The 20,413-nt window shown below is 38.3% G+C and carries 19 protein-coding genes; 9 read left to right on the forward strand and 10 right to left on the reverse strand.

The features are described 5' to 3' along the window. The first annotated feature begins 155 nt into the window (after positions 1 to 155). Entirely contained in the window at positions 156 to 713 is a 558-nt protein-coding gene (locus Q360_RS0117870; RefSeq protein ID WP_036196281.1) for a dienelactone hydrolase family protein, read from the forward strand. 157 nt (positions 714 to 870) lie between these two features. On the opposite strand, the gene clpX is transcribed toward Q360_RS0117870, so the two are convergent. From clpX to Q360_RS0117900, 6 genes are all read right to left on the reverse strand, one after another. Then, positions 871 to 2,106 (reverse strand): ATP-dependent Clp protease ATP-binding subunit ClpX, encoded by a 1,236-nt coding sequence (clpX, locus tag Q360_RS0117875; protein WP_027078293.1) that lies wholly within the window; start codon positions 2,104 to 2,106, stop codon positions 871 to 873. Positions 2,107 to 2,194: 88 nt separating this feature from the next. Then, positions 2,195 to 2,875, reverse strand: a complete 681-nt coding sequence (gene clpP, locus Q360_RS0117880; RefSeq protein ID WP_027078294.1) for an ATP-dependent Clp endopeptidase proteolytic subunit ClpP — start codon at positions 2,873 to 2,875, stop codon at positions 2,195 to 2,197. A gap of 166 nt (positions 2,876 to 3,041) precedes the next feature. Continuing rightward, a complete protein-coding gene (gene tig / locus Q360_RS0117885) occupies positions 3,042 to 4,364 on the reverse strand; it encodes a trigger factor (protein WP_027078295.1) in 1,323 nt (440 codons plus the stop codon). A gap of 97 nt (positions 4,365 to 4,461) precedes the next feature. Continuing rightward, the gene (locus Q360_RS0117890) at positions 4,462 to 4,812 is read right to left on the reverse strand and encodes a phage holin family protein (protein ID WP_027078296.1); all 351 of its coding nucleotides are present in this window, start codon (positions 4,810 to 4,812) and stop codon (positions 4,462 to 4,464) included. Positions 4,813 to 4,939: 127 nt separating this feature from the next. Continuing rightward, a complete protein-coding gene (locus Q360_RS0117895) occupies positions 4,940 to 5,710 on the reverse strand; it encodes an alpha/beta fold hydrolase (RefSeq protein ID WP_027078297.1) in 771 nt (256 codons plus the stop codon). Then, on the reverse strand, positions 5,707 to 6,420 hold the full coding sequence (locus Q360_RS0117900) for a pyridoxine 5'-phosphate synthase (RefSeq protein ID WP_027078298.1): 714 nt from the start codon (positions 6,418 to 6,420) through the stop codon (positions 5,707 to 5,709). The genes Q360_RS0117895 and Q360_RS0117900 overlap by 4 nt, the downstream gene beginning before the upstream one ends. A gap of 91 nt (positions 6,421 to 6,511) precedes the next feature. Here Q360_RS0117900 and Q360_RS0117905 point away from each other — a divergent pair, with 91 nt between their 5' ends. From Q360_RS0117905 to Q360_RS0117935, 7 genes are all read left to right on the forward strand, one after another. Further along, complete coding sequence (locus Q360_RS0117905; RefSeq protein ID WP_027078299.1) at positions 6,512 to 7,168, forward strand: CBS domain-containing protein; 657 nt, start codon at positions 6,512 to 6,514, stop codon at positions 7,166 to 7,168. Position 7,169: 1 nt separating this feature from the next. Beyond that, positions 7,170 to 8,051: an NAD kinase gene (locus Q360_RS0117910; protein ID WP_027078300.1), complete on the forward strand. Its 882-nt coding sequence runs from the start codon at positions 7,170 to 7,172 to the stop codon at positions 8,049 to 8,051. Positions 8,052 to 8,167: 116 nt separating this feature from the next. Then, the gene (gene porG / locus Q360_RS0117915; RefSeq protein ID WP_027078301.1) at positions 8,168 to 8,854 is read left to right on the forward strand and encodes a type IX secretion system protein PorG; all 687 of its coding nucleotides are present in this window, start codon (positions 8,168 to 8,170) and stop codon (positions 8,852 to 8,854) included. Between the two features lie 8 nt (positions 8,855 to 8,862). After that, entirely contained in the window at positions 8,863 to 9,603 is a 741-nt protein-coding gene (locus Q360_RS0117920; protein ID WP_027078302.1) for an isoprenyl transferase, read from the forward strand. 4 nt (positions 9,604 to 9,607) lie between these two features. Continuing rightward, positions 9,608 to 12,214 carry an outer membrane protein assembly factor BamA gene (gene bamA / locus Q360_RS0117925; protein WP_036196284.1) on the forward strand — a complete coding sequence of 869 codons (2,607 nt, stop codon included), beginning with the start codon at positions 9,608 to 9,610 and terminating at the stop codon, positions 12,212 to 12,214. Positions 12,215 to 12,307: 93 nt separating this feature from the next. After that, positions 12,308 to 13,129: an OmpH family outer membrane protein gene (locus Q360_RS0117930; RefSeq protein ID WP_027078304.1), complete on the forward strand. Its 822-nt coding sequence runs from the start codon at positions 12,308 to 12,310 to the stop codon at positions 13,127 to 13,129. Between the two features lie 72 nt (positions 13,130 to 13,201). Further along, complete coding sequence (locus Q360_RS0117935) at positions 13,202 to 13,711, forward strand: OmpH family outer membrane protein (protein ID WP_027078305.1); 510 nt, start codon at positions 13,202 to 13,204, stop codon at positions 13,709 to 13,711. A 47-nt stretch (positions 13,712 to 13,758) separates the two neighbouring features. On the opposite strand, the gene Q360_RS0117940 is transcribed toward Q360_RS0117935, so the two are convergent. From Q360_RS0117940 to gcvP, 4 genes are all read right to left on the reverse strand, one after another. Next, positions 13,759 to 14,613: a glycosyltransferase family 2 protein gene (locus Q360_RS0117940; RefSeq protein ID WP_027078306.1), complete on the reverse strand. Its 855-nt coding sequence runs from the start codon at positions 14,611 to 14,613 to the stop codon at positions 13,759 to 13,761. 72 nt (positions 14,614 to 14,685) lie between these two features. After that, the gene (locus Q360_RS0117945) at positions 14,686 to 15,219 is read right to left on the reverse strand and encodes a methyltransferase (RefSeq protein WP_027078307.1); all 534 of its coding nucleotides are present in this window, start codon (positions 15,217 to 15,219) and stop codon (positions 14,686 to 14,688) included. 53 nt (positions 15,220 to 15,272) lie between these two features. Then, positions 15,273 to 16,328: a 3-oxoacyl-ACP synthase III family protein gene (locus Q360_RS0117950; RefSeq protein ID WP_027078308.1), complete on the reverse strand. Its 1,056-nt coding sequence runs from the start codon at positions 16,326 to 16,328 to the stop codon at positions 15,273 to 15,275. A 167-nt stretch (positions 16,329 to 16,495) separates the two neighbouring features. Next, positions 16,496 to 19,345, reverse strand: a complete 2,850-nt coding sequence (gcvP, locus tag Q360_RS0117955; RefSeq protein ID WP_027078309.1) for an aminomethyl-transferring glycine dehydrogenase — start codon at positions 19,343 to 19,345, stop codon at positions 16,496 to 16,498. A gap of 128 nt (positions 19,346 to 19,473) precedes the next feature. On the opposite strand from gcvP, the gene Q360_RS0117960 reads away from it, so the two are divergent. After that, positions 19,474 to 20,295, forward strand: coding sequence for a UbiA prenyltransferase family protein (locus tag Q360_RS0117960; protein WP_027078310.1), 822 nt, complete (start codon positions 19,474 to 19,476; stop codon positions 20,293 to 20,295). Positions 20,296 to 20,413 lie beyond the last annotated feature (118 nt).

A 20,413-nucleotide genomic window follows, 5' to 3' on the forward strand; every position in this document is an offset into this window, starting at 1 on the left:
TTAGATATAGAGCGGATTTTAAAGCTATATTTCTACTCATTAAGTTTTATACCGATGTTTTTGTCCTACTAAACAAATAAATACTAGTTTTTGCCGTTTATGAAAGACTTTAGACAAATGATACGTAACCGTAAAACTAATATACAACAATCATTATGGCAGAAAAATTAGTAATTGTTTCAGACATGTGGGGTGCGAGAAAGGGACTTTGGATAACTTCTTATCTAGGATACCTACAACAGTATTTTGATATCACATTTTATGATAGTCAGCAATTGGCGAATTTGGATTTGACCGTTAATTCCGAGGAAAATATTCATAATTCATTTGTTCATGGTGGCATCGATACGGCTGTAGCGCATTTGTTAAAGAAAGAGAAAGCACCTTGTCATTACCTTGCATTTAGTACTGGCGGTACTATTGTATGGAATGCAGCAAAAAAAGGTCTTCCAGTAAAATCTTTGTACAATGTCTCTTCTACAAGAATACGAATGGAAAATGATAAGCCAGCTGTGCCTGTAACTTTGTTATATGGTGCAAACGATACCTTTAAGCCTGAAGAGACTTGGGCAGATATGTTGGGATTGGAAATGCAAGTAATGCCAAATTATGGTCATACGTTATATTCAGATGAAAAAGTAATTAAAAAGGTTTGCTTGGATTTATTGCAACAGGTAACCAAGGTAGCACCTACAACCAAAAAGGCTGTCTAAAAGACGGTCATTTTTCTAAACCCTTGTAAATACTTGTTTTACTAAATATAATTTCAAAAAAAAAAGAGTTAAAAACATAATTCATTTATGAATTATGTTTTTAACTCTTTTAGGTTATTTTAAGTATTGTTGCTAAAACGAACTTATTGTATTGTATTTAAGAAACTGCTTTTAGTTTTTTCACTGTTTCATAAGACAGTTTTTGCTCTGCATATGGTTTTGTTACTTTAAACTCCGTTTCATCATTACTTGGCATTTCAAACATTGCATCGGTGAAAATAGCCTCGCACAAAGACCTTAATCCTCTTGCTCCTAGTTTGTATTCTATTGCTCTATCTACAATGTAGTCCAAGGCTTGTTCCGTAATATTAAACGAAATATCGTCCATCGCAAAAAGTTTTTCATACTGCTTTATGATGGCATTTTTCGGTTCCGTTAATATGGCTCGCAACGTTTTCTTGTCCAATGGATTCATGTGAGTCAACACAGGTAGGCGACCAATAATCTCAGGTATCAGTCCAAACTCTTTTAAATCTTTGGGAATAATATATTGCAACATATTATCATCGTCTAATTTGTCGTCTACCTTGGAGGCGTTGTAGCCTACCGCTTGCATATTAAGCCTTTTGGCAATGGCACGTTCTATACCGTCAAATGCACCGCCAGCAATAAATAAGATATTCTCGGTATTAACTTCTATAAATTTTTGATCTGGGTGCTTGCGACCTCCTTTTGGTGGCACGTTTACTACGGTACCTTCTAGTAACTTAAGTAGTCCTTGTTGTACGCCTTCTCCAGAAACGTCCCTAGTTATAGATGGGTTGTCGCTTTTGCGAGCTATTTTATCTATTTCATCAATAAAAACAATTCCGCGCTCTGCTTTTTCTAAATTGTAGTCGGCAGCTTGTAGTAAGCGGGTTAAGATACTCTCAACATCTTCGCCAACGTAACCTGCTTCTGTTAAAACGGTTGCATCAACAATAGCTAATGGCACGTTCAACATTTTTGCAATGGTTTTGGCCATTAGGGTTTTTCCTGTCCCTGTTTGCCCTACCATGATAATATTACTCTTCTGGATTTCTATGTCATCTTCCTTAGAAGAAGGTTGCAATAACCTTTTGTAATGATTATAAACTGCTACTGACAATACTTTTTTGGTACGTTCTTGTCCAATAATAAAGGTATCCAAGAAATCCTTTATTTCCAGTGGCTTTTTTAGTACCAGTTCTGAAGATAAATCGTTGGTCTTTGTCTGTTTTGATTCTTCTGCAACAATACCGTGGGCTTGCTCTATACATCTATCGCAGATGTGAGCATCTAAACCTGCAATCAATAAATTGGTTTCCGGTTTTTTTCTTCCGCAGAATGAACACTCTAAATTTTCTTTTGCCATATAATTATTACTCAGACCCCAAAGCATAACGGAAGTTATCCGGTTTTGGTTTATTACAACTACATCTATTTATAAAACTTGGTCAAAATTATTTCTTTTCCCTTACTAAAATTTCGTCAATCATACCATACGTAAGAGCTGCATCAGCTTTCATCCAATAATCCCTGTCGCTGTCATCATGAACTTTTTTAACAGTTTGTCCTGAATGATTTGCAATTATCTCGTATAATTCATCCTTTAAGGTCAGGATTTCTCTTGCCGTAATTTCAATATCACTAGCTTGGCCTTGCGCACCGCCCATTGGTTGGTGTATCATCACTCTGGAATGTTGCAGTCCGCTACGTTTTCCTTTTTCTCCCGCGCAAAGAAGTACTGCCCCCATAGAGGCTGCCATACCTGTACAGATGGTAGCTACATCTGGATTAATAAACTGCATGGTGTCATAAATACCAAGACCTGCATATACGCTTCCTCCTGGAGAGTTTATATATATCTGAATATCTTTTGTTGCATCGACACTAGCTAAAAATAACAATTGAGCCTGTACTATGTTTGCAACTTGGTCATTAATACCGGTGCCTAGGAATATAATACGATCCATCATTAGCCTTGAATAGACATCCATGGCAATCACGTTCATTTGTCTTTCCTCGATAATATTCGGTGTCATATTAACAGGATACATACTACTCATGATACCATCATAATATGTGCTGCTGATGCCTTGGTGTTTTATGGCGTAATCTTTGAACTCTTTTCCGTAATCCATTTTTTAATTCGATTTATCTGAATAATTACCTCTGTTCGTTTCCATGCTTCAAATTCAACCTCGTATTGGTTAAGCACTGCATTTCCTTGATTCTGTAAGTGGTAAAAAAAGGTGCCAAAAAAATAATTTTCGACCCCGTAAAGGTACTTAATTTATCATTCGAATACTATCCGTAAACCTCTTTGACAAAGTTTTCGTAAGTGATTTCTTTTGCTTTAAGGTTCGCTTTTTCCTTATAAACATTTAATAATTTTTGGCTCATTAATTGCTCCGAAAGTCTTTTGACCTCATCTTGGTTACCCAAAACTCGGGCTGCAATATTATCCAGCTCTTCTTCTTGCGGGTCTAATTGTCCAAATTGTGCCATTTGGGTTTTAATGAAGCCTTTAGCGAATTCCTTCAATTCTTCAAACTCTACTTGAAGTTTGTTTTCACTAATAATTTTCCCTTCTATAAGTTGATAGCGCAACCCCTTCTCGGATTTTTTGTATTCTTCGTTAGCTTCCTCTTCTGAAAGTTCTTTTTCTCCAGTAACTTGAATCCATTTTGTTAAAAATCCGGCAGGAAGCTTAAATTTTATATTTTCAATGAAATACTCGGTTACGTCGTTCAATAATTTTTGATCTGCTTGTTGTTCAAATTGCTTTTCAGAATCTTCACCAATGCGAACTCTAAATTCTTTTTCTGTTTTTATATCCTCTTTACCGAATAATTTATCAAATAGCTCTTGATCCAAAGCTGCAGGTTCACGTTCGTTTATTTCACTGATGGTAAAAACGACCTCTATATTTAACTTTGTAGCTTTTTCGGCTGTAATGCCCAAGGTGCTGGCAAGTAAGTTGTCCTCTTTTAAAAGGCCTTTGGTTTTTAAGGTGACACTATCTCCGACTTTTTTGCCAACAAGGCCTTCAATGGCTTTTTTGCTTTTGAGTTTATCCAATTCTAGCAACGTTTGGTTGTCTATTTCTTCGCTTTCGTTGCGGAATGCACCTGAAACTTCATCGTTTTTACCAACAACATCCTTGTTTGTCAATTTTCCGTATTGCTTCTGTATGCGCTCTACTTGCTCAGAAATCATTTTCTTGTCGGCAACAATCTTATAATGGGTAATGGCTTTTTTGGTCTTTAAAGAAACCTCAAAATCTGGAGCAAGTCCTAGCTCAAATTCAAATGCTAATTCTTCCTTATCCCAATCAAAGTGGTCTTGTTGTTTTGGTAATGGATTTCCAAGTACATCTAACTTTTCCTCGGTAAGGTATTTGTTCAAGTTATCTTGTAATAATTTGTTTACCTCATCTACCAATACGGCTTTGCCATATTGTTTTTTGATAAGTCCCATAGGGACCTGTCCTTTTCTAAAACCAGGAATATTTGCTTGTTTCCTGTAATCTTTAAGTATGGTGTCCACTTTGTCTTGGTAATCTTCTTTTGTGATAGCTACCTTAACAACAGCGTTTAAATCGTCTATCTGCTCTTTTGTAATATTCATTCCTTAGTATCTTTTTCTTAAATAAAATGGGGTGCAAAATTACGCTATTTTAGGATATTTGCCAAGTTTTAAACCTGTTGAATTCCAATTCCTAACTTCATTTTTTCTTATCCTCTTTTAATAAGGAAAATAAAATGGATTGTAAAAAGGAGAGCAGAAGGCTAAAAATTAGAGCCCACCATATACTTCCTACGCTAAAGCCATCTATTAAATTATCTGCTAAAAGTATAATCACAGCATTTATAATCAGAAGGAAAAGCCCCAGAGTTAAAACGGTTACTGGCAATGTTAGAATAACAAGAATGGGTTTCACTAAAAAATTTAAGAGACTTAGTACAATGGCCACGATAATGGCAGTAATGTAAGAATCTACGGATACATTAGGCAGAATGTTGGCTAAAAGAATTACGGCAAATGCGCTTAAGAGTGTTCTTAGGACAAGTTTCATGGGGTTTCGTAGTTTAGGTTCGTCTGGTTTTTTGCGAATAGCAAAATACATTTAAATATAATCAATTTTCACACTAAAGAAAGGTTTTAGGTTGTTGGTAAATGCTTGATTATGTTAGTTTTAAAGTTTAAGATAAAAACGCTAATGATTTTTCCAAAAATTCTTTAGGGTTTTCAGCATGTAACCAATGGCCTGCATTTGAAACAGTATCCAAAGTGCCGTTAGAAAAGTGCTTTTGAATGTCATCGATATCGTTTTCCGTTACATATTCCGATTTGCTGCCCCTCAAAAAGAGCGTTGGACCTGTAAAATTATCGGTACTCCTGATGTTTTCTCCTACTTCTTCCATTTTCTTGCTCAGCACCGGAAGATTAAAACGAAAGGCAAGATTCTTTTCTTTGGTCCAATACAGATTTTTAAGAAGAAACTGTCGAATACCTATGTTGCTAAGCTGTTTTTTTAGCACCACATCTGCTTCCGTCCTGGAGCTAATAATGGCTAGATTTACAGACCGCAAAGCATCGATAATCTCGTGATGATGTGGCGGATAGAATTTTGGAGCGATGTCTGCAACGAGCAATTTCTCTGTCATTTCAGGAAAATTACATGCGAATTGCATGGCTGTTTTGCCTCCCATGGAATGTCCAATAATTGAAGTTTTGGTAATATTTAGAGCATCGAGATATATCTTGAGGTCATTGGCTAAAAAATCATAATTAAAATCTTCACTATGGAAGCTCTTGCCATGGTTTCGCTGGTCGATTAGATGTACGTTGAATCCTTTGTTTGCATAGGCAGCGCCCAGTGTTTTCCAATTGTCTGACATGCCTAGGAAACCATGCAGAATACATATGGGTCTTCCTTTGCCTAGGACTTTAGAATTTAGAATCGGATTCATTTTAACTTGTTTAAATACATGGCTACTACGTTTTCCAGTCCTAGGTAAAGCGATTCGCAAATGAGTGCATGGCCAATAGAGACCTCTAAAAGCTCGGGAATGTTGGCTTTAAAGAACGCTATGTTTTCTAGGCTAAGGTCATGGCCTGCATTTATTCCAATGCCAAGTTCGTTTGCACGAAGGGCTGCTAAAATAAATGGAGCTATTGCTTTTTCTTTGTCTTTTGTATATCCTTCTGCATAGCTTTCTGTATATAACTCTATACGATCGGCTCCAATTGCTTTTGCCCCCTCTATCATAGCAATTATAGGGTCAACAAAAATGGAAGTGCGTATTCCGGCTTTTTTAAAAGTAGTTACAACATCGGTTAAGAAATCCGCATGTTTAACCGTGTCCCATCCAGCGTTCGAAGTAAGGGCGTCGATAGTGTCGGGAACCAGAGTTACTTGAGTCGGTTTTGTCTGTAATACCAGCGTAATAAACTTAGGGTTTGGATTTCCCTCCACATTAAACTCCGTTGTTACGATTTTTGCGAGGTCCCTAGTGTCTTGGTACCTAATATGTCGTTCGTCCGGTCTGGGGTGCACGGTAATTCCTTCCGCACCAAAACGTTCTATATCTTCAGCTACTTTTACCACATTGGGTACATTTCCACCGCGTGAATTGCGTAAAGTGGCTATTTTGTTAACGTTTACACTTAGCTTTGTCATAATGTCGGGTTTCTTTTACGTGTTTGCAAAAATACAAATTAGGCATGCCTTTTGATATTAAATATTACTATTTTGCATTATAATCAAGCTTATGTACATACAAAAACATTTATTAACTAATATTCCAGTGTTTACGGTCAATGATTCCTTTGAGAAGATTCTCGAATTTTTCAAAGGAAGTACCTATTCTCATATCGCTATTACAGAACAGGGAAGGTTTTTGGGAGTTTTTTCTGAAAATGATATTGATACTATAAATCCTACCTCAAAGATGGATGCTTTTAGGTATGATTTGGAAACTTTTTTTGCCCGAAAGGAAACGAATTGGATGGATGTCCTTGAGGCTTTTGCGCGTAACGATGCTAATCTTTTGCCGGTGCTTGGACAAGAAGAAGAGGTATTGGGGTATTACGACCTAACGGATATTGTAACTGTGTTTATAGATATTCCGTTTTTTACTGATCCAGGCAGTATATTGGTTGTAGCCACGGGTATAAACGACTATTCATTTAGCGAAATCGCACAAATCGTGGAGAGTAATAATGCCAGACTGATAGGTGCCTTTATTACGGATGTCCAGAATGATGTCGTTCAGATTACTATAAAAATTAGTACACTAAATTTTAACGAAGTGGTACAGACCTTTAGACGTTATAATTACCATATTCTTTTTGGGACTAGCGATGATCAATTCTTAGAGGGATTAAAGCAACGGTCGGATTATTTAGATAAATACCTAAATGTCTAGTATGAAGGTTGCTATATACGGTCAAACTTATCAGGATAATGCTATTGAATTTTTAGTAGAGTTGTTGGATGAACTTCAGAAAGAATCAGCTACAGTTTTTATAGAAGCCGATTTTTACAGTCTTTATTTGGATTCTGGAGCGGAGGGTGAGTACCCTACGTTTACTGCAAGTAATGGATTGGATGGTTCTTTTGACATGTTTGTGAGTTTTGGAGGTGATGGTACTATACTAAGGGCTACTACTTTCGTGAAAGATTTGGGCATACCTATTATTGGAGTCAATACAGGCCGGTTAGGTTTTTTATCAACCTTTAAAAAAGAGGATGTAAGGAACGTGGTGCGCGAGTTTGTGCGAGGAGACTATACCATAGTAGAACGTAGTCTTGTTCAATTGAATACAAAGGCTTTGGATGCTGAATTTGGAGACCTGAATTTTGCCTTGAACGAGATTACCGTTAGCAGAAAGGATACCACCTCTATGATTACAATAGAAACACATCTTAATAACGAATATTTAACTTCTTACTGGGCAGATGGACTCATTATTTCCACACCAACAGGTTCAACCGGGTATTCTCTTAGTTGCGGTGGGCCGGTAATCGTGCCTACAGCAAAGTCTTTAGTGCTAACGCCAATTGCGCCACATAACTTAAATGCAAGACCTTTGGTTATTACAGATGACACCGTTATTAGATTAAAGGTGTCCGGTAGAGAGGAAAACCATTTGGTTTCGCTAGACTCTAGGATTGCATCTTTGGAGAATGGGCAGGAAATAACCATAAAGAAAGCACCGTTTACCATAAAGATGATAGAATATACTTCTGAAAGCTTTTTGAAAACCCTAAGAAATAAATTGCTTTGGGGCGAGGATAAACGTAACTGACCACTTCCTTTGAACAATAAATACGTCCAAATACTGTTTATCTTTGGAGAACCTGAGCAGGAAAAAACGATATGATTTATGGTAGGATGCTGCTAGATAATAAATAATATAATCGCATGAGACAGATACTTCTTGTATTCTTTCTTTCCACATCTTTTATGATTACTGCCCAGACCTATGAAGTAGGTATTTTTGCGGGAGGCGCCAATACTATTGGTGATGTAGGTAGAACTAACTATATTCTACCCTCTGATATTGCATTTGGGGGTATTTTCAAATGGAATAAGAGCAAACGCTACGCTTGGCGAGGCACCTTGCTATATGGTAAGTTCACGGCAGACGATAATAAATCCAGTACAACGGCACGGCAACAACGAGGTTATGTAGTAGATAATTCCGTTCTAGAAGGCTCTGTAGGTTTGGAGGTGAATTTTGTGGACTATAATCTTCATAAGTTGGGAACCGCTTTTACGCCATATTTATATACTGGAATCACTTATTTTAGGTATGATTACAACTATTTTAATGGAGGGGTTTTACAGGATATCTCTCAAAAAGATGGCGCATTCGCGATACCAATGACCGTAGGTTTTAAGTATCGTATCAATCAGTTTCTTATTTTTGGGGCAGAAGTTGGAGCCAGATATACCTTTACGGATAATTTAGATGCTAGTAATCCAGCAGGTTCTAATTTTGAGGAGTTCCGTTTTGGAAATATTTTTAGCGATGATTGGTACGTTTTTTCAGGGGTTACCTTAACTTATACCTTTGGCAGAAAATTGTGTACCGATTGTTTTGAGTAAAACAATACATGAGCAAAATAGAGGATATTGAAGTAAGCAATCTGCCAAGCCATTTGGCCATTATTATGGATGGTAATGGTAGATGGGCCAAAGAGCAGGGTAAGCACAGGGTTTTTGGACATGAAAATGGGGTGAAAACCGTAAAAAATACCGTTGAGAATTGTGCAAAAGTTGGAATAAAATACTTAACCCTCTACACATTTTCTACAGAAAATTGGAACAGGCCTAAGATAGAAATCGAAACCTTGATGCGTTTGCTGGTTTCTTCACTTAGGAAAGAACTAAAAAATTTTAACAAGAACAACATACGCTTAAATACCATTGGTAATATTTCCGCCCTACCCTCCAAAGCGAATAGGGAGTTGAAAGAGGTCATGGATAAAACTAGGTCAAATACAGGGATGACCCTGACTTTGGCTCTGAGTTATGGTTCTCGTGAGGAGCTTCAATCTGCGGTAAAGGCAATCGCTATCAAAGTTAAAAATAATATAATTTCACCTGAAAATATTGATGAAACCATTATAAATAACCATCTTTACACGCACAATTTGCCTGATGTAGACTTGCTTATCCGTACTAGTGGAGAACACCGGATTAGCAATTTTTTGTTATGGCAAATTGCTTATGCGGAGTTATATTTTATCAATGTATTTTGGCCCGATTTTAGTGAGCATCATTTGGTTGAGGCCATAAAAAATTACCAGAATAGAGAACGAAGATTTGGAAAAACTAGCGAACAACTCACTTAAAGACATGACCAGGTTCATGTCTTTGAACCATTTAATCACCACCTTTTTACTTCTTATTACAGTTCACGCAACCTCACAGGAAGTATCCTATGAGGATGGTAAGAGCTATATTCTGGGAGGAATAGAAGTAACAGGACTACAAAGTTATAACGAGCAAACAGTAAAAACCTATACGGGTTTACGCGTAGGACAGCCTATCATTGTTCCTGGAGAACAGATTAGTGCAGTCATCAATAAATTATGGGGACTGGAGCTTTTTAGTGCTATAGATTTTTTTATCACCAACATAGAGGATGAAAAAGTTTTTTTAGAGCTAAATATCATAGAAAGACCAACGCTCACCAAGGTTAAGTTTACAGGGGTAAAGGAACGTAAGGTAGGGGAGCTCGTAAAGGATACAGACCTGAAAAAAGGAAAGAAAATTACGGAAAGCCTCATATCCAATACTAAAAACTATCTAGCCAACAAATATAAGAAGCAAGGGTATTTGAATACCAAAGTGGCTATTGTTACCAAGGTTGATACGTCTCAAATCAACGCTCGAAGTATGTTGGTGAGCATAGATAAAGGTGATAAGGTGAAAATCAGTGATATTATTTTTGAAGGCAATAAACAATTGTCGGATAAAAAGCTGAGAAAAGCTTTGAAGAGCACCAAACAGAAAAAGTTAGGACGCTTTTGGAAAAAGTCGAAATACATTAAAAAGGACTACGAAGAAGATTTAGGACTTTTAATAGATAAATATGCCGAAAACGGTTTTAGGGATGCAAGGGTAATATCAGATACACTAACGAAAATTGATGAGAATAATATTCAATTGAATATTAGGATTGAAGAAGGTAACAAGTACTATTTTGGTGACATAGATTTTGTTGGGAATACCGTTTACACCGATCGTTCTTTAGCTCAAGTTCTCGGTATAAAGAAAGGTGCTACCTACAATGGTGTATTGCTTCGGGAGCGTATTGCAGATAACTCTAAACCTGACCCAAATGATGTAACAAGTTTATATCAAAATAACGGTTATTTATTTTCCAGCATAAACCCTGTCGAGGTTTCCGCGGCAAATGATACTATTAACTTTGAGATACGTATTATAGAAGGTAAAGAGACTTTTTTAGACCACGTAACGGTTAACGGGAACGACAGAACAAACGATCACGTTATTTTTAGGGAGCTAAGAACTAGGCCAGGTCAGAAGTATGACAAATCTGATATTATAAGAAGTATTCGCGAACTGGGCCAACTTGGGTTTTTTGATGCAGAGCAAATTACACCAGATGTCTTGAATGCGAATCCTAATGCAGGTACAGTAGATTTAGATTGGAGTTTGGTAGAATCCGGTTCCAGTCAGATAGAGTTGCAGGGTGGTTACGGCGGAGGTGGTTTCATTGGAACCCTAGGGCTTTCTTTTAGTAATTTTTCGGTAAAGAATTTATTTAAAGGTGAGGAGTATAAACCAGTGCCCATGGGCGATGGTCAAACTTTTGCACTGCGTTTGCAAGCTAGTAGGACATTTAGGGTGTACAGCTTAAACTTTGTAGAGCCTTGGTTGGGTGGTAAAAAGCCTGTACAATTTAACATGAGCTTTTCTAGGACCCAACAGTTTTTGGCATCTTTTGGGGGTAGGAACGGTATAGAGGTAGATAAAAATCGTCAGTTTTCTATAACAGGAATTACCGTAGGTTTAGCCAAGCGGGTTCAATGGCCAGATGATTACTTCACTATTTCCCATTCCTTGAGTTATCAGTTGTACGATTTTAGAAATTATAATACTGGTTTGTTCAATTTTGGAAACGGTCAGTCTAATTCCATCGCCTATACATTTGGGGTGTCTAGGAATGCGATACTAGGAGGGCGTATTTTTCCAAGAGGCGGTTCCAATTTTGAGGTCACAGCTAAATTTACCCCACCCTATTCCCTTTTGAGTAACAAGGATTTTAGAGCTTTAAAAGAACGAAGTGAGGAACTTGCACCTATAGTGCAAGCCCAAGGCGGAGCGATAACACCAGAAAGTAAGGAGTTGGAGCAAATAGATCAAGAGCGTTTCAGGTTACTGGAATATTATAAAGTAAAGTTTAAAGGGGATTGGTATACTACGCTTATGGGTAAGTTGGTGCTTAGGACGAATGCAGAATTTGGATTCTTGGGTAGTTATAACAGCGGGGTAGGGAATGTGCCTTTTGAACGATTCTTCGTCGGAGGTGACGGTCTTAATAACTTTACCTTAGATGGTAGGGATATTGTGCAATTAAGGGGGTACGAGAACCAATCGTTAACCGCCATTGATGCTTTGACTGGGCAGCAAGAAGGAGCCTTGATTTATAATAAATTTTCTATGGAACTTAGGTATCCACTTACTTTAAAACCATCCGCATCTATATTTGGTCTTGCGTTTTTAGAGGCTGGTAATTCGTTCAACAATTTTCAGGAGTTTAATCCGTTTCAATTAAAACGATCGGCCGGTGTGGGGCTGCGAATTTTTATGCCAGCATTTGGATTATTGGGTATAGACTTTGGTTATGGATTCGATGAGGATCTTAGGCCTCAATCATTAGGCAATGGTCCTAGTGGATGGCAAACGCACTTTATTATCGGTCAGCAATTTTAAATTTTTAGAATTGTGCTATATGCTAAAAGCTTCATTTTAAAAGTTTTAGTAAATTTGGCACGATATTTTCTATTGGATTAAACGATATCAATAATGAAGTCAAAAACAAAAGTTCTTTTATTCCTTGGTTTGCTGGTTACCAGTTTGTATGCGAATGCCCAAAGAGGCGTCCGAATCGGTTATGTAGACATGGAGTACATTTTGGAGAATGTGGAGGAATATAGGGACGCTACCGAGCAGTTGAACACTAAGGCGCAGAAATGGAAGGTTCAGATAGAGCAGAAGCAAAGTGTTGTGGAGCAAATGAAAAAGGACTTGATGGCAGAGAAGGTGTTGCTTACCCCGGAGCTGATTTCTGAAAGGGAGGAAGATATCCAGATCCTTGAAAAAGAGATGATAGAGTACCAGCAAGATAGATTTGGACCGCAGGGGGATTTAATTTTACAAAAACGCAGGCTTATACAGCCAATACAGGACCAAGTGTTTAACGAAGTCCAAAAATTGGGAGCCAATAAAAGGTACGATTTTATTTTTGATAGATCGGCGGATGTTGTAATGTTGTATGCACAAAAAAGGCACGATATTAGCGACCTTGTTTTAAGAGGTATTGCTAGGACGCGAAAGATTAGTAAGCCTGCTAAAAAAGCTAGTAATAGAAACAGTATTGCAGACTTTGAGGATAAAGAATCAGAAGATGAAGAAGTTGTAAATGATGCGTTGCAAGAGCGTTTGGATAAAGCGAAAGAGGCGACCGAGGCAAGAGCCAAAACGGCTGATGAGAAGCGTACTCAGCAACTCAAACTAAGAGAGGAGCGAAAAAAGGCCTACGAGGAACGTAGAAAAAAATTGTTGGAAGAACGAGAAGCAAAGAAAAAAGACAAGGAAAAAGAGACTATAAAAGACACTGAAAATTAGTAACATATCGGAATTAGATTATTAGATTAGGAACCATTAATTAACACTCAAAGAAGAATTAAATTTTAACTCATGAAACACTTAAACAAAGTAGTAGTAGCATTAATGTTGTTTGTAGCAACGACTAGTTTTGTAAATGCTCAAAGTAAAGTTGCGCACATAGATGTGACACAATTATTAGGAGCTATGCCAGAAATGAAAACAGCCGAGGCAGAGCTTATGAAGCTTCAGGAAACATACAATGCCGACATACAGGCATCCATGACGGAATTACGTAATAAAGTTACACAGTATCAAAACGAGGCTCCAAGTAAGACAAAAGAGGAGAACGAGAAGAGAGCAATTGAGCTTCAAGGTTTTGAAAAGAATATTGGTGAAGCACAACAAGCTGCTCAGCAAGAATTCCAGAAAAAACAAGGTGAGTTGTTCGCACCAATTTCCGAAAAAGCTAAAGCTGCTATTGAGAAGGTCGCAACTGCTCAAGGATATGATTATGTTATAGACGCACAGCAAGGTGCTGGATTAATTGTAGCGCGAGGTAAAGATCTTTTAGCCGATGTTAAAAAGGAATTAGGCTTCTAGCAAATGTTTATCTTAAAAAATTGAAAACCGCCTTACTGGCGGTTTTTTTATGTACTTATTTTTCTCCTCATATTGGTCCAACGTAACTTACGTATAAATACCCCTTCGTTCTGAGATACTAAAAATGGTACCTTATTCTTTTTAGCTTCAAAAAAGCCTTTCATATTATCTGTAAATGCGGTCCAGTTCTTTTGCTTTAGTGTCATCTTGATTGATGCAATTAAACAAATCCAAAACCCATAGCGCATAGCGAACATGGCCTGTCCTTGCAGGCCTCGCGCTTTTTTGTTGTAGGCTGTTCCCGTGGGCCTCAGGTGCTTTACTTTTAGCGCATCATCTGTATGTATATTAAATCCGTGGTATTGCGCTAAAAGTTCATCTACCGTGTCCCATCCCATAGCACTTTTAAGTCCGCCTATGGCTTTAAAGCATGATTTGGAGTAGGCTTTGAATGCTCCACGTACATGTTGTTTGTTCATAGGGTGATTTAACTGCCATTCCCAATGTTGATTCTGCTCATAAATAAACCCGCCTGCAATACCTGTTTTCGGATTTATTTTAAACGTCTTGGCAATTTGTTCAAAGTAGTTTAATGGAAGGATGACATCCGCATCTAACTTAACAATAAAATCGTAGGTATCGTCTACCAGTTCAAGTCCGCAATTGAAAGCTTGAATAACCTTGCTTCCTGGCATGTGTTCCGCTGAGGAGCTAATAGGACGTGTGTGAAATATATCGTCTTTAGCTATGTAGCTTGCTATAATTTCACCAGTAGTATCTTCAGAATTATCATTGACCACCACTACTTTTTTTGGTCGTAAGCTTTGGTTTGCTAATGAATCTAAAGTGGTTGTTAGGTATTCAGCTTCGTTGTGCGCGGGTATGATGACATAGTAGTCCATATTAAAAGTACCAAATTGTATATACTGATTTCCAATACTTGGTCATAATAAAATATATTGGAATGTGTGATTTTAGGTTTTTGCTTTTTTGCGTTCAGCATAAACAATGTAGTACCTGGGTGTAAGTAGACGCAATATCGGGCGGATACCTAACTTGTTTACTGGGTGTGTCCATTTTAATCGGTCCTTTATCACCCAACCGGCTTTTTCAAGAAGCCAATCAAACTGCCAGTCCTCAAACTCGTGGTAATGACGGTCCCAAGGGTCTGTTTTGCTGCGATATGCAGTGGAAAACCAAAGCCGTAATGGAATACTTGTCACTAATTTTTCGGCTCTTATTTCTGAAAGTACATTTAATGGGGCTAATAGATGCTCAAAAATTTCAAAAGCCGTCACTACATTGCCTTTAAAATCGGTAGTAGTGGTAAGTTCGCTATCCAAATCTTCACCGTTTGTATTCGTAACGTTGTAGCCACGTTCTATCATTATTTCGGAAAGCGGATTGGAAACCCCTAAGTCCAAAATAGCCTCGTCTTTTGGGATATGTTTTTCCAGAAATCCCATCGTTTGTTTAAAACGTTTGTTCGGAAAAGTCTTTTCGTACATTTTTTAGTTTTCAGGTGTCAGGGTTTTATCATGCCCAACCTTGAACTTGAAGCTTAAACCCTATAAACAATGGCGTTGATGTTCATTCCAGCACCAACACTGGCAAAGATAATAACATCTCCTTTGGTAAGTTGGTGATTTGGCATTTTTCCTTTCAGTAGCATATCCAATAAGGTAGGAATTGTAGCAACCGAACTATTGCCTAATTTGCCGATGCTCATGGGCATAATACCCTTGGGTACAGGTATGCCATAACTTTTGTAAAACCGTTTTACAATGGCTTCATCCATTTTTTCATTGGCTTGATGAATGACTATTTTTTTAACTTCGCTTATGGGTATTCCACTTTCGTCCAAACAATCTCTCATAGCGCTAGGTACATGGCTTACGGCAAATTCATAGATTTTTCGGCCGTGCATTTTAATGTACTTGGTTTCCGAAGCCGCAGGATTATATGATTTCCCATAGAAAAGAAAATAGGCTTCTTCGTATGTGTATGTTGCACTGGTATGCGCTAGAATGCCACCTTTATTTTCGTTTTGCTCGATTACGGTTGCGCCAGCACCGTCGGAGTAAATCATAGAATCACGATCAAAAGGGTCAACGATTCGAGATAGGGTTTCTGCACCTATGACCAAACACTTTCTGGCCATCCCACTTTTAATAAACGCATTAGCCTGTATCACGCCTTCTATCCATCCAGGACAGCCAAAAAGCATGTCGTAGGCAACGCATTTTGGATTTTTTATGCGCAATAAATGCTTTACTCTGGAGGCCAAGCTTGGTAGCATATCGCTTTGAGATTGACCGTGTGCTATATCCCCAAAATTATGAGCAAATATGATGTAGTCTAGTTCCTCCTTGTCTATGTTGGCATCGGCAATTGCTTTTTCGGAGGCTATAAAGGCAATGTCTGAGGTGTTTAGATTCTGTTCGGCATAGCGTCTTTCGGAAATACCGGTAATTACTTTAAATTTTTCAATGATAACTGGGTTGTTATATTGGAACGGTGTGCCGTCCGTATTTAAGAATTCATGTTCTTCAAAATCTTTATTTGCTACGATTGTGCCGGGTACATAGCATCCCGTTCCCGTAATTCCAATACGCATTTGACTATTGTTTGGTTAGTACCACACAAGATAACCCAAAAGCTTAATGTTGTTATGCGTGCATAACAAAAAATTACGATGTTCAATATCATTATTTTGTCAATGTATGTACTAAAAAGGGCCTCCAAATACGTTGGAAGCCCTTTTTTATACTGTTTTAGCCAAGTCTAAGCTTCAGCATAAGCCTCTATGGGTGCACAGGTGCAGATTAAATTACGATCTCCATACGCATCATCTACCCTTCTTATCGAAGGCCAAAACTTATTGTCTTTAACATATGATAACGGAAATGCTGCTTTTTCTCTGCTATAAGGGAAGTCCCAAATATCGTTGGTAACCATATCCATAGTGTGCGGAGCATTTTTTAAGACGTTGTTCGGCTCATTTGCAATGGATTCATTGATTTCTTTACGAATAGAAAGCATGGCATCGCAAAAACGGTCTAGTTCTGCTAAACTTTCACTTTCTGTAGGTTCTATCATTACTGTTCCTGCCACGGGGAAGGATACCGTTGGTGCATGAAAGCCATAGTCCATTAAACGTTTTGCAATGTCGGTTACTTCAATACCGTTTTCCTTAAAAGGTCTACAGTCGATAATCATCTCGTGTGCGGCCCTTCCTTTTTCGCCAGTGTATAGTACCTCAAAACTACCATGTAAACGATGTTTGATGTAGTTTGCGTTTAATATTGCAATTTCTGTGGAACGCGTTAATCCATACTCTCCAAGCATTTTTATATATCCGTAAGAAATCAAACAGGCCAAAGAACTTCCCCATGGGGCGCCCGAAATAGCTGTAATTCCTTTCTCGCCTCCAGTTTCTATTACCGGATTACTCGGTAAGAAGGGTACCAATTGTGATGCAACACATATCGGACCTACACCAGGACCTCCACCTCCGTGTGGAATGGCAAAAGTTTTGTGTAAGTTTAAGTGACAGACATCTGCGCCAATATTACCAGGATGTGTTAACCCTACTTGAGCGTTCATGTTAGCACCATCCATATAGACTTGCCCTCCATGATCATGAATCAACTGTGTAATATGTTTTATTGAAGACTCAAAAACCCCATGGGTAGATGGATAGGTAACCATTAAGGCTGCTAGGTTTTCTGAATGTTGCTTTACTTTTTCCTCTAGGTCGGCTACATCTATATTTCCTTTTTCATCAGTCTTGGTTACTACGACCTTCATGCCTGCCATAACTGCTGAAGCCGGATTAGTTCCATGCGCTGAAGCTGGAATAATACAGATGTTTCTATGCGTATCTTCGCGAGATTCGTGGTAGGCGCGTATTACCATAAGTCCAGCATATTCTCCTTGCGCTCCAGAATTGGGTTGTAGGGAAGTATCTGCGAACCCGGTAATCGTGGTAAGGTCTTTTGCTAATTCTTTTAGCATTATTTGGTAGCCTTCCGCTTGATCAATAGGTGCGAAAGGATGGATGTTGCCCCAGTTGCTTTGGCTTAAGGGCAGCATTTCACTGGCTGCGTTTAACTTCATTGTGCAACTACCCAGAGCAATCATACTATGGTTTAATGCGAGGTCTTTGCGTTCTAATTTTTTGATGTAGCGCATCAGTTCTGTTTCGGAATGATAGGAATTGAACACCTTATTCTCCATGTAGGGAGCGGTACGTTGTACACTTTTCATAATTGCCGATGCGGTAACCAGCTCGCTTATTATAATACTTTCTTTGCCTAGTGCCTGGGCAAAAACAGAAACAATTGCGTTTAGGTCCTTGATACTTGTAGCTTCGTTTACCGCGATGGAAATGGTTTGTGTATCAATATATAAAAAATTAATTTCATGTTGTTCCGCTATAGGTCTCACTTTGGAAGCATCGATTTTAACGGTAATAGTATCGAAATAAGAGGAATTGATTTGGTATATCCCCAATTTCTCTAGGGCATCGGCAAGAGTAGTTGCGGATGCATGGACTTTATCAGCAATATATTTCAAGCCTTTAGGTCCATGGTATACGGCATACATTCCTGCCATAACGGCCAACAATACCTGCGCTGTACAAATATTGGATGTAGCTTTATCTCTTTTGATGTGTTGCTCACGTGTTTGAAGCGCCATACGCATTGCCGGCTTACCATCAGTATCCTTGGTTACGCCAATGATTCGCCCGGGGATATTTCTTTTATACGCTTCCTTAGTAGCAAAGAATGCTGCGTGAGGCCCACCATAACCTAACGGAATACCAAAACGTTGTGTCGTGCCCACAACAACATCTACACCAAATTCGCCTGGAGGTGTTAATAGTACTAAACTTAATATATCTGCAGAAACCGCTACTTTAATACCGTTCTCTTTCGCATGGGTTACAAAAGTCGCGTAGTTGTTTATTTGTCCATGTTTTCCTGGATATTGCAATAAAGCACCATAAAAATCTGTCTCAAACTGAAATTCTTCGTGGTTACCAATAACAAGCTCAATACCTAGTGGGGTAGAACGGGTTTGTAGCAGGGATAAAGTCTGGGGCAATACCTCTTCTGATACGAAAAATTTCAACACTCCGTTTTTCTTTTGCTCGCGCGAACGTACATCATATAACATGGTCATGGCCTCTGCCGCGGCAGTACTCTCGTCTAATAGGGAGGCATTGGCGAGTTCCATTCCCGTAAGGTCTGTAATTACTGTTTGGAAGTTTAAAAGCGCCTCCAACCTGCCTTGCGCTATTTCTGCTTGGTAGGGCGTGTAAGCAGTATACCAACCCGGATTTTCTAAAATATTTCTTTTGATGACTGAGGGTGTTAAACTCTCGTGATACCCCAAGCCAATATAGGATTTGAAAACTTTATTCTTTTTGGATAGCTCTTCTATATGGCTCAAAAACTCGTGTTCGCTCATAGGCGCTTCTAGTGCCAAAGGTGATTTTAACCTAATTTCCTCAGGAATGGTCTCAAAAATGAGTTGCTCTAAATTCTCCACGGATATGGCTTTCAGCATATGTTGTAGGTCTTCTTCACGTATACCTATATGGCGGGATGCAAACACGTCTGTCTTCATAATTTTCTTAGAATTAGTGTTGCAAAATTAAGAATTATTTGCGTGCTGAACACCTATTTTTCTAAGGCTTAGGCCGAAAGTTCTTAACTAGAATCCAAGGTTATAAACAGTTTGGCTACTTTTGTTTAATGAAGATTTTAAAAGGTGTTTTTGATTTTTATCTAGATGCCAGTATACACGTAGCTTTTGCTGTATTAGCCTTAATGAGGGTTACTACCCTTTCTTTAAACATTCCACCGGATTTGCACCTTTCTTGGTTTCTTTTTTTCGGAACCATTATATGCTATAATTTTGTTAAATACGGTGTAGAAGCTAAAAAGTACGTTTTGGTGGCCAACCGCTATCATAAAAACATCCAGTTCTTTAGTTTTATTTCTGCGGCTTTTATGCTGTATCATGCTTATTTTTTAAGTCATGAAGTCTGGATTGCTATCGCAGTGTTAGCTTTGGTTTCGGGACTGTATACGCTACCTGTTTTGCCACGTTCAAAGAATCTAAGGAGTTGGGGCGGATTTAAAATTTTTATCGTTGCACTTGTGTGGACGGGAGCTACGGTGTTACTTCCTGTTTTAAGTCAAGATTATGAATTATCTTGGAATGTTCAAATCGTCTCTTTGCAACGATTTATATTCGTTCTGGTGTTATTGATACCTTTTGAAATACGGGATTTACAGTATGATGACCCAGAATTAAAAACACTTCCACAGCGCTTTGGAGTATCCAATACAAAAGTATTTGGTTTCTTTTTGGTGCTGCTGTTTTTCTTTATTACGTTTTTTAAGGATGAAATAAGTGTTACGGATTTGGTGTCCAAAGGTGTTTTGTTTCTGGTTCTATGCAGTCTGCTGAAGGCTACAAAGAGGAATCAGGCTGCCTATTTTTCTTCTTTTTGGGTGGAAGCCATACCTGTAGGATGGTATTTGATACTGCTTGTGGTTGGGTTGTTTTAAACTTAGGTTTTAAGCTTTTCTTTCATTTTAAGTTTTTCTTGATTTGAAAGGCTTTGTAGTTTTGCTTTTTCACAAAGTGAGGTAAGGGTGTTATTCTTTTCGGTGGCCTTAGAACAGG

This window comes from Maribacter antarcticus DSM 21422, from assembly GCF_000621125.1.
GTDB lineage: Bacteria > Bacteroidota > Bacteroidia > Flavobacteriales > Flavobacteriaceae > Maribacter > Maribacter antarcticus.

Bases quoted from the DNA above. Each gene is read 5' to 3' on its own strand.
- Q360_RS0117870 (WP_036196281.1), top strand. From the start codon at position 156: ATGGCAGAAAAATTAGTAATTGTTTCAGACATGTGGGGTGCGAGAAAG.
- clpX (WP_027078293.1), bottom strand. From the start codon at position 2,106: ATGGCAAAAGAAAATTTAGAGTGTTCATTCTGCGGAAGAAAAAAACCG.
- clpP (WP_027078294.1), bottom strand. From the start codon at position 2,875: ATGGATTACGGAAAAGAGTTCAAAGATTACGCCATAAAACACCAAGGC.
- tig (WP_027078295.1), bottom strand. From the start codon at position 4,364: ATGAATATTACAAAAGAGCAGATAGACGATTTAAACGCTGTTGTTAAG.
- Q360_RS0117890 (WP_027078296.1), bottom strand. From the start codon at position 4,812: ATGAAACTTGTCCTAAGAACACTCTTAAGCGCATTTGCCGTAATTCTT.
- Q360_RS0117895 (WP_027078297.1), bottom strand. From the start codon at position 5,710: ATGAATCCGATTCTAAATTCTAAAGTCCTAGGCAAAGGAAGACCCATA.
- Q360_RS0117900 (WP_027078298.1), bottom strand. From the start codon at position 6,420: ATGACAAAGCTAAGTGTAAACGTTAACAAAATAGCCACTTTACGCAAT.
- Q360_RS0117905 (WP_027078299.1), top strand. From the start codon at position 6,512: ATGTACATACAAAAACATTTATTAACTAATATTCCAGTGTTTACGGTC.
- Q360_RS0117910 (WP_027078300.1), top strand. From the start codon at position 7,170: ATGAAGGTTGCTATATACGGTCAAACTTATCAGGATAATGCTATTGAA.
- porG (WP_027078301.1), top strand. From the start codon at position 8,168: ATGAGACAGATACTTCTTGTATTCTTTCTTTCCACATCTTTTATGATT.
- Q360_RS0117920 (WP_027078302.1), top strand. From the start codon at position 8,863: ATGAGCAAAATAGAGGATATTGAAGTAAGCAATCTGCCAAGCCATTTG.
- bamA (WP_036196284.1), top strand. From the start codon at position 9,608: ATGACCAGGTTCATGTCTTTGAACCATTTAATCACCACCTTTTTACTT.
- Q360_RS0117930 (WP_027078304.1), top strand. From the start codon at position 12,308: ATGAAGTCAAAAACAAAAGTTCTTTTATTCCTTGGTTTGCTGGTTACC.
- Q360_RS0117935 (WP_027078305.1), top strand. From the start codon at position 13,202: ATGAAACACTTAAACAAAGTAGTAGTAGCATTAATGTTGTTTGTAGCA.
- Q360_RS0117940 (WP_027078306.1), bottom strand. From the start codon at position 14,613: ATGGACTACTATGTCATCATACCCGCGCACAACGAAGCTGAATACCTA.
- Q360_RS0117945 (WP_027078307.1), bottom strand. From the start codon at position 15,219: ATGTACGAAAAGACTTTTCCGAACAAACGTTTTAAACAAACGATGGGA.
- Q360_RS0117950 (WP_027078308.1), bottom strand. From the start codon at position 16,328: ATGCGTATTGGAATTACGGGAACGGGATGCTATGTACCCGGCACAATC.
- gcvP (WP_027078309.1), bottom strand. From the start codon at position 19,345: ATGAAGACAGACGTGTTTGCATCCCGCCATATAGGTATACGTGAAGAA.
- Q360_RS0117960 (WP_027078310.1), top strand. From the start codon at position 19,474: ATGAAGATTTTAAAAGGTGTTTTTGATTTTTATCTAGATGCCAGTATA.